This is a genomic window from Streptomyces anatolicus (genome assembly GCF_019400875.1).
In the GTDB taxonomy this organism is placed as follows: Bacteria; Actinomycetota; Actinomycetes; order Streptomycetales; family Streptomycetaceae; genus Streptomyces; species Streptomyces anatolicus.
In genome coordinates this window covers 21,618-28,378 of the sequence record NZ_WMBF01000027.1, presented here as the reverse complement: position 1 = coordinate 28,378, position 6,761 = coordinate 21,618, and the positions used below count along the sequence as shown (strand labels likewise).

At 68.0% G+C, this 6,761-nt stretch carries 5 protein-coding genes and 2 pseudogenes; 4 read left to right on the top strand and 3 right to left on the bottom strand.

The window, feature by feature from the left end; all coding sequences use genetic code 11:
• The first annotated feature begins 169 nt into the window (after nt 1-169).
• Nucleotides 170-1,056: pseudogene (locus GKQ77_RS05355) on the top strand (MerR family transcriptional regulator).
• Between the two features lie 162 nt (nt 1,057-1,218).
• Entirely contained in the window at nt 1,219-1,347 is a 129-nt protein-coding gene (locus GKQ77_RS33195) for a hypothetical protein (protein WP_258020863.1), read from the top strand.
• A gap of 296 nt (nt 1,348-1,643) precedes the next feature.
• On the opposite strand, the gene GKQ77_RS05350 is transcribed toward GKQ77_RS33195, so the two are convergent.
• Nucleotides 1,644-2,774, bottom strand: a complete 1,131-nt coding sequence (locus GKQ77_RS05350) for a serine hydrolase domain-containing protein (protein ID WP_219687541.1) — start codon at nt 2,772-2,774, stop codon at nt 1,644-1,646.
• 506 nt (nt 2,775-3,280) lie between these two features.
• On the opposite strand from GKQ77_RS05350, the gene GKQ77_RS05345 reads away from it, so the two are divergent.
• Complete coding sequence (locus GKQ77_RS05345) at nt 3,281-3,598, top strand: TniB family NTP-binding protein (protein WP_372459830.1); 318 nt, start codon at nt 3,281-3,283, stop codon at nt 3,596-3,598.
• Nucleotides 3,502-3,773 (top strand): annotated as a pseudogene (locus tag GKQ77_RS05340) (transposase); the annotation flags it as partial. The gene GKQ77_RS05345 and the pseudogene GKQ77_RS05340, both read left to right, overlap by 97 nt.
• Here the strand turns inward: GKQ77_RS05340 and GKQ77_RS05335 are convergent.
• Nucleotides 3,754-4,155 carry a DUF6896 domain-containing protein gene (locus GKQ77_RS05335; RefSeq protein WP_219687540.1) on the bottom strand — a complete coding sequence of 134 codons (402 nt, stop codon included), beginning with the start codon at nt 4,153-4,155 and terminating at the stop codon, nt 3,754-3,756. The pseudogene GKQ77_RS05340 and the gene GKQ77_RS05335 sit on opposite strands and share 20 nt — an antisense overlap.
• A gap of 517 nt (nt 4,156-4,672) precedes the next feature.
• Nucleotides 4,673-6,535: an acyl-CoA dehydrogenase family protein gene (locus GKQ77_RS05330; RefSeq protein ID WP_219687539.1), complete on the bottom strand. Its 1,863-nt coding sequence runs from the start codon at nt 6,533-6,535 to the stop codon at nt 4,673-4,675.
• Nucleotides 6,536-6,761: the final 226 nt, after the last annotated feature.

Here is a 6,761-nt window from a genome sequence, read left to right as displayed (position 1 = left end):
CCGCCACCCCACCACCCACTCACAGACGTAGCTCCCCGTAGGGGTGCCACCCCAGCCGTACAAAGGCGGCCAGGGCCTGGCCCCTGTGGCACCTGGATGGGGTTGTTGCACATGCCGTAGCGGCATGTGGTGGGGTCGGGGCACCACAGCACGAAAGGCTCTGTCTGCGATGTACCCCTCCCTCACGCCTCCCCGGCAGGTCAAGATCGGTGATGCCGCTGCGTTCGCCGGCATCACCCCACGCGCCATCCGCCACTACCACGAGATCGGTCTGCTGCCCGAGCCCGAGCGCGGCGGGGACGGCCGCCGCCGCTACGGCTATGACGACATGACCCGCCTGCTGTGGATCCGCAAAATGGCTGATGCCGGTATCAGCCTGGACGACATGCGGGCCGCCTTCGGCGAAGCCCGGGACGAAGCTGGAGACGAAGCCCTGGACCAAGCCCCGGATATCGAGTCGGTCCTGAGCAGGCTGGAGGAAACCTTGGCGGCGCAGGAGGCCGCCATCAAACGTCGGCGCGCGGCTGTCCAGCGCCTGCAGACGGTGGGCAGCCCGCTGGGGCTGCTCTCCGAACTGGTCACGGACCGGCTCAGTTACCTGCCCCGGGCGCGTTGCGCCCCTGCGATCTGGACGCCCTGCTGGTCACGGAACGGATCTTCGGGCCGCTGGGCGCCGCCATCCAGGCCGGCACGTTCGTGCTGGCCACCCACCCCGACCTGCGGACCGAGGAGGACCGTCTCGAGGCGGCCGAGGCCGCCCTTGACGAGGGCGTCGAACCCGACGACCCGCGCGTCGAAGAGCTCGCCGTACAGCGATGCGCTCACCAAATGGCCCTGAATCAGGCCATCGAGGCAGCTGGTCTCGACGCGGCCGAGGAGAAGATCTTCGAGATCTACGACGCCGACCTGCAAGGAGAGGAGGGCACAGAGATGAGTGCCGCCGCAGCGATCACCAAGATGCCTTACGACTTCTCTCCTGCCCGGATGCGCTGCGTGGAACTCGCCGGACGGCTCTTCGGCGAGGCCCTTGCCGACGCCCACCTGGCGGACAGCTGACCGCCTGTGCCTGGCACTGACATGGCCCGACAACCGGTCGCGTTCCTCCGCATGTGACGGCTCGGGTCAGACGTCGAGCCCGGGCCGTAACCAGGAGTGACATCACAACTGGCCGTACGTGGGGATTCCGAACTGGCCGTTGACACGGGGCATGCTGAGGCCATGAGTGCTGACCCGCGGATCAGCACCCTGGCGAGGGACGTGGCTCACCTCTGCACGGAGGCGGAGCAATTGGTGCTCGCGCAACGGCTCCGGCTGGTCGCCCAGCTGTGGGAGCTCTGGAGGCGGTGACCGGCCAGGCCCTGGACGCGGCAATGTCCGCAGCCAAGAGCGACGGCTGGGGGTTCCGGAGCATCGGTGCGACGGTCGGCTTTTCGCACGAGAAGGTCCGCGCTGTCGGCTGGCACAGGCCTGCGTCCCGGACGGAGCCGGCCGATGACCGGACCCAACGAGTTCCGGACCGTCATCGTGGTGAGAGAGGACCGCATCACGATCCTGGTGTCCGGAGAGCTGGACCATGTGACCAGCCCACAGCTGCAAGAGGCCGCCTTCTGGGGTGACGCCGCGGAGGCGCGCGGAGTCGCCGCTCAGGAGGAAGGGCAGAAGATGCTCTCCACGGCCTTGCCCAAGTCGAGCTGCACGGCGTTGGGCTTGACGCTCAGGGTGAATGACAACGCGAGCTGGCGACGTCCGTCCGCCGAGTAGAAGGTCATGGCCACCGAGCCTGGGGCCGACCCGCCCGTGATGGAGAAGTCATCGCTGCAACTGCTGTTGCTGTTGCTGTTGTTGCCTCGGAGGTGTGCGGCGGTCGGCCGGTCGGTCAGGATGCGCTGCAGTTCCGGCGGCAGCAACTTGCCCTGGGAGAACGCCCGGTTGAAGGCGCTCACGTCGTGCGCGGTGGAGACCACCCCGCCAGCCCCTGCCCCCGCCAGGTCGGCGTTGTACCGGTCCACGTCGCGCGGCCTGCCGTCGGTGTCGGGGTAGTAGCCGTGGCCGTGCGGCCCCTTGACGCCGTCCGGCGGCTTGACCATCAGGTAGCTCCTGGTCATCCCGAGCGGCTCGAAGAGGCGCGTGCGCAGCTCGGTGGCCAGATCATGGCCGGTCACCCTCTCGATGATCATGCCGAGAAGGGTGTAGTTGGTGTTGGAGTAGGTCCACTTCTCGCCCGGCTCCCCGGTCCGGGGCCGATCACGGCTCCACCGCACCAGATCCAGCGGCCGGTAGGGGGTCGTGAAGTCGAACACGTCGAATGAGGGGTCTCCCTCGCTCCCGTCGGGGTTCGGCTTCTCGGCGTACCAGTCGGGAATGCCGGAGGTGTGCCGGATCATCTGTCGTACCGTGATCTCGTCGGCCCGCGTCACCAAGTCCTTCTCCACCACCTCCGGCAGCAGGTCACCGAGCTTGTCATCCACCCCCAACTCGCCCTTCTCGACGAGTTTCAGCACGACGGTGGCCACCATCTGCTTGGTCTGTGACCAGATCCGGAAGCGGGCGTTCGCCGGTATCCTCCCGCCCTCCCCGTCCAGCAGCCGGGAGCCCGCGCTGCCCAGGCCGAGGGACTTCCCGTCGCTATAGGCCCCGCCCACGACTCCAACAACCCCGGGAATCCTGGCCAGCTCCTCCATCGCCTTCTGCACGTTCCCACCACTTTGCGCCGGGACGGCGGTGGCGGGCCCGGCATTGGCCATCATCAGCATGGCGACACCGGCGGCCAGCACGGCCTTCCTCAGTCCTGCACGAACGTTCCCATATAACACGGCACATGCCCTCTCGTGAGCACCTTCCGAGGCCGGAGCGCCACGCCCTCGGCACGGCCCTCTGCGGTCCGTGCCTCCAGGGAAACAGGAGACAGTCACGGTGACGTATGCGTTTGTCGATACGCCGGTACCGAGGGGCGCGAAGGCGGCGCGGCGTGCGGAGCGTGACTCAGTCCGCGGCAGGCAGGGCCCAACTCCGGTAGAACGAAGCCGGACCCCCCACCCAGGCAAAGTTCGCCTCATGCTCCGCGAACCAGAACCTCTCCGGCCCGGCAAGCGCCAACTCGCCGCGCATGCGCGCATCCAGCCAGTCGGTCAGGTCCTGCTGCGCGTCGCCCCGATTCGTCCCGTTGACGACCTCGTGCCGCGCGCCCTCGTAGCCCCTTCCAGGTCGGTCCCGCACGCCCGCGTACCGGAAGTCCTCCAGGAGTTCGCACCTGCCACCGGACGGCAGCGCGCACGCATCGGTGCCCGTGGCCTATTTGCTGGTCCCGCCCGCAGCGAGTGCGAATGCCCTAGCTGCGGAGTTCGCCCGCTACCTCGGCATTCCCGTGACCGGCCGGATGACACAGGCCCAGATCACCGACGCCGTCTGCCCCATCTGCCACCAGGCTGGCGTGCGCCTGATCCTCATCGACGAGATCCACCGGCTCAACCCCCGCACCACCACGTGCGCCGAGACCGCCCACCTGCTCAAAGACCTCACCGAACGCATCCGCGCGACCGGGGCTACGACTTCGACAAGTACCGCCGCCAGCTGCGGAAGTGCGGCATCAAACCGCTGATCGCCCGACGTGGCGTCGCTCACGGTTCCGGACTGGGCAAGGTCCGCTGGGTGGTCGAGCGCACCTTGCCTGGCTGCACCAGTTCAAACGGCTCCGCACTCGCTACGAGTGACGCGCCGATCTTCATCAGGGCCTTCTCGAACTGGCCTGCAGCCTCATATGCCTGCGACGCTGAACCATCCCGGTCGTACCTCGATCAGAAGCGATTGCAGGGACCGCACCGCGCTCCGCAGGTCCTGATCCGTGACGTCAAGAGACTCCGGCAGGCTCAGCCCGTACCAGCGCAGCCGCCAGAGGTCGAAGATTTCGCTCCCGTCGGCTGCGAAGTCGACATCGACCTCGGTGCCGTTGTCGCTGACGAAGCACGCTGCCCCATGAACCTTGTATGAGTAGGTGCCGACCTGCCCACTCCTGCTGATCCGGCGAGAATGGACCAGGCCGACGACATCTGCGAGTTGCTCAAGCGAGGGGATCGCCGCCCTCACAGCCTCGTCAACCATGTTCAGAGCGTCGACGTAACCAAGCACAAGCTCCCGTGCATTCCCAACCCGTTCCATACGGCGTCATCCCCTGAGCCCGTGGTTGAAGGGATTGCTCCATGGCCCAGGTCGCCCGCATATCGCGCAGTGGAACTGCTGCCAGTCGAACATGAAGGTCACGGGATCCACGAGCCGTCCTGCTTCCGGCACCGGCCAGAATCAGCAGACCGGCGGGAGCTGGGACAGCCGCCGATCGACTAGCGGCTGAGTCCACCGGAGGAGCGGCTGCACGGCTTGGAGTTCGTCAGCACACAGGTGGCGAAGGCAAGCCGACACTCCTCCGACAGTTCCGTTGCGACACCGGCGGCACCAGTTCGTGCGATAGCGATCGACGAGTCTCTTGGTGTCCCGTCTCAGAGGAGCCGGTTGGAAGACGGGGCTGCGAACTGCGGCGACCAGATCAATTGAGACGCTGTGGTGCCGGAAATCTCAGTTGATCTGGTCCCGGCCGAACGGTCGCGAGGATGTCTCCTGCACCAGCCGGTCTGTGGGTCCAGCCCCGTAGACGTCGAGGCGGCCAGGACTGCCGCCCTTGTCAGGTGCGTGTGGCGAGGTTCCAGTGTGCGGCGGGGTCGTCGAAGGCTTCCTGGTAGTCGGGGTTGGCGATCGGGCGAGTGTCGAAGAACTGGGACGGCAGGTCGAAGGCGTCGATCAGCACGAGTGCCTGGTCGGTGAGTCGGCCGATGCCCTCCTCGATCAGGTCGGGCAGTTCGCTGGCCTGGCCGGCTGTCAGGTGCTGCTCGCTGAGCAGCGTGACGGTGTGGGCACTGATGCACCTCAGGGTGAAGAGCTGGTGCAGGTCGAGCAGCGCGGCGCGGGCTTGCGGGTCGGCCGCGGACTCGGCCATGGCCAGCAGAGCGGTGGCGGCGCGGTGTTCGGCGTGGGCGGTCACGGCGGCCAGCACGGCGGGTGCGGCGGCATTCCACCGGCGCAGGCTGTCGCCGGCCGGCGCTTGGCGCAGGCGGGTGCGGGCACGGACCAGGAGCAGGTGCTCCGCCATGTGCAGGAGCTGTTGACGGACCGCCGGGTCGGTCAGCTCGCCGCGAGGAGGGGTGGCCGGCGGGGTGTCGTGGTCGAGGAGCAGTTCGGCCCCGGTCTTGACCCACAGGGCGAGGTTGTCGCCCTCGGCCGTGATCGTCCCTTCGACGTCGATGGTGGCGGAGACGATCCCGTTGACGGGCAGCAGGCCCTGGGCGCCGCAGCGTTCGCGGCACTCCGTCAGCAGTGCGCGCGCCTGCCAGGTGATCCAGCCCTTGGCGACCGCCGCCTCGCGTTCGGCGAGGGCCGTGGCCGTAGGGTCGGCGCGGTCGCGCTCGGCCCACTGGGTCACCGCGGTCCGGTGCAGCGCCGTCATGGCGTAGGCGGTGGCGATGCCTTCCAGCAGCGGTCCGTGGTGGGTGCGGTGCGCCCAGAGCGGCACCTTGCGGTCCGGACGGGCGCCGGTTACCTCGCGGTGGTGGGCGTAGCGGATGGCGATGGCCAGTGTCGCCCGGGTGGCGCCGAGGGCGCTGGCGCTCATGCAGAGCTTGCCGAGGGTAACCCGGCTGATGCTGGTGAGGAATCGCTTCCGCTTGCTGCCGAGCGCGCTGGAGAAGGTGCCGTCGTCGTCGAGTCGACCGTGCGCGCCGGTCAGCAGCGCCTCGTGGGGCAGCAGGACCTGGTCGAAGGAGGTCAGGCAGTGGTCCACCGGGCTGCCAGGGCGTAGTGGGAGCGGGCGCACGGTGACGCCTGGCAGGGTGCCCGAGTGGTCGGTGAGCGGGGTGAGGAAGAGGAAGATCCCATGGTCCCGGCCCTCGATCAGCAGCCGGGCTGCGACCACCGCCGACTTCGGGCCGCCGGTCATGCTGGTGTTGGGCATGAACTTCTGGGCGCCGGCGTGGGGTGTGTGCAGGGTGAAGGTGCGGTTGGTGCGGTTGTAGACGGCGGTGGTCTCCAAGGCGGTGGCGTCGTTGCCGTGGCCCAGTTCGGTGCACAGGAACGTGCCGATCCGCTCCATGGCGGTGTACTCGGCCAACGGCCGTTTTTCGTGGGCGTCGTGGTCGAGCAGGCTGCCGAGGAACAGGTTGTAGTGGATACCCACCAGGACGGTGAGCGCGCCGTCCAGCGGGCCGGTCCATTCGTGCAGTGCGGTCAGGCGGTAGGGGTCGGTTGCCAGTTCGGCGGCCTCGGTCAGCTGGTTCACTTGCCGCAGCCGCTGGTAGGACGCGGCGACCTGGTCGGGCGTGGGCATCTCGTGCCGTCGGTGCATCCATGGATCGGCGGTCAACTCCCGCCAGGGCCCGTGGACCCCCACTCGGTCGGCACCGAAGAGGAGGGTCCGTAACTCGGTCGTGGTCAAGTCAATGGGCACGCTCGTGGCGTCGGTGCAGGCACTGCCGGTGTCGGGATTCGCGATCATGCTCTGTTAATAGCCATGCCTTTCGTGCAGGACACGCTGCTGTGACGGTTGTCACGATCCGTATATGTTCCCGTTGAAATCGTTGCGTGTAGTGCTTCGGGCCGGTGCACTGGCCCGCAGGCGGCGCGTCCGGTGCACTCCAGACAGAACTGGCGCGGGATGTGCGGGCACCCGCAGACCGGGTTGCAGTCGGGGTCGTCGTCGCCGGGTAAAGGCTCTCGTCGAA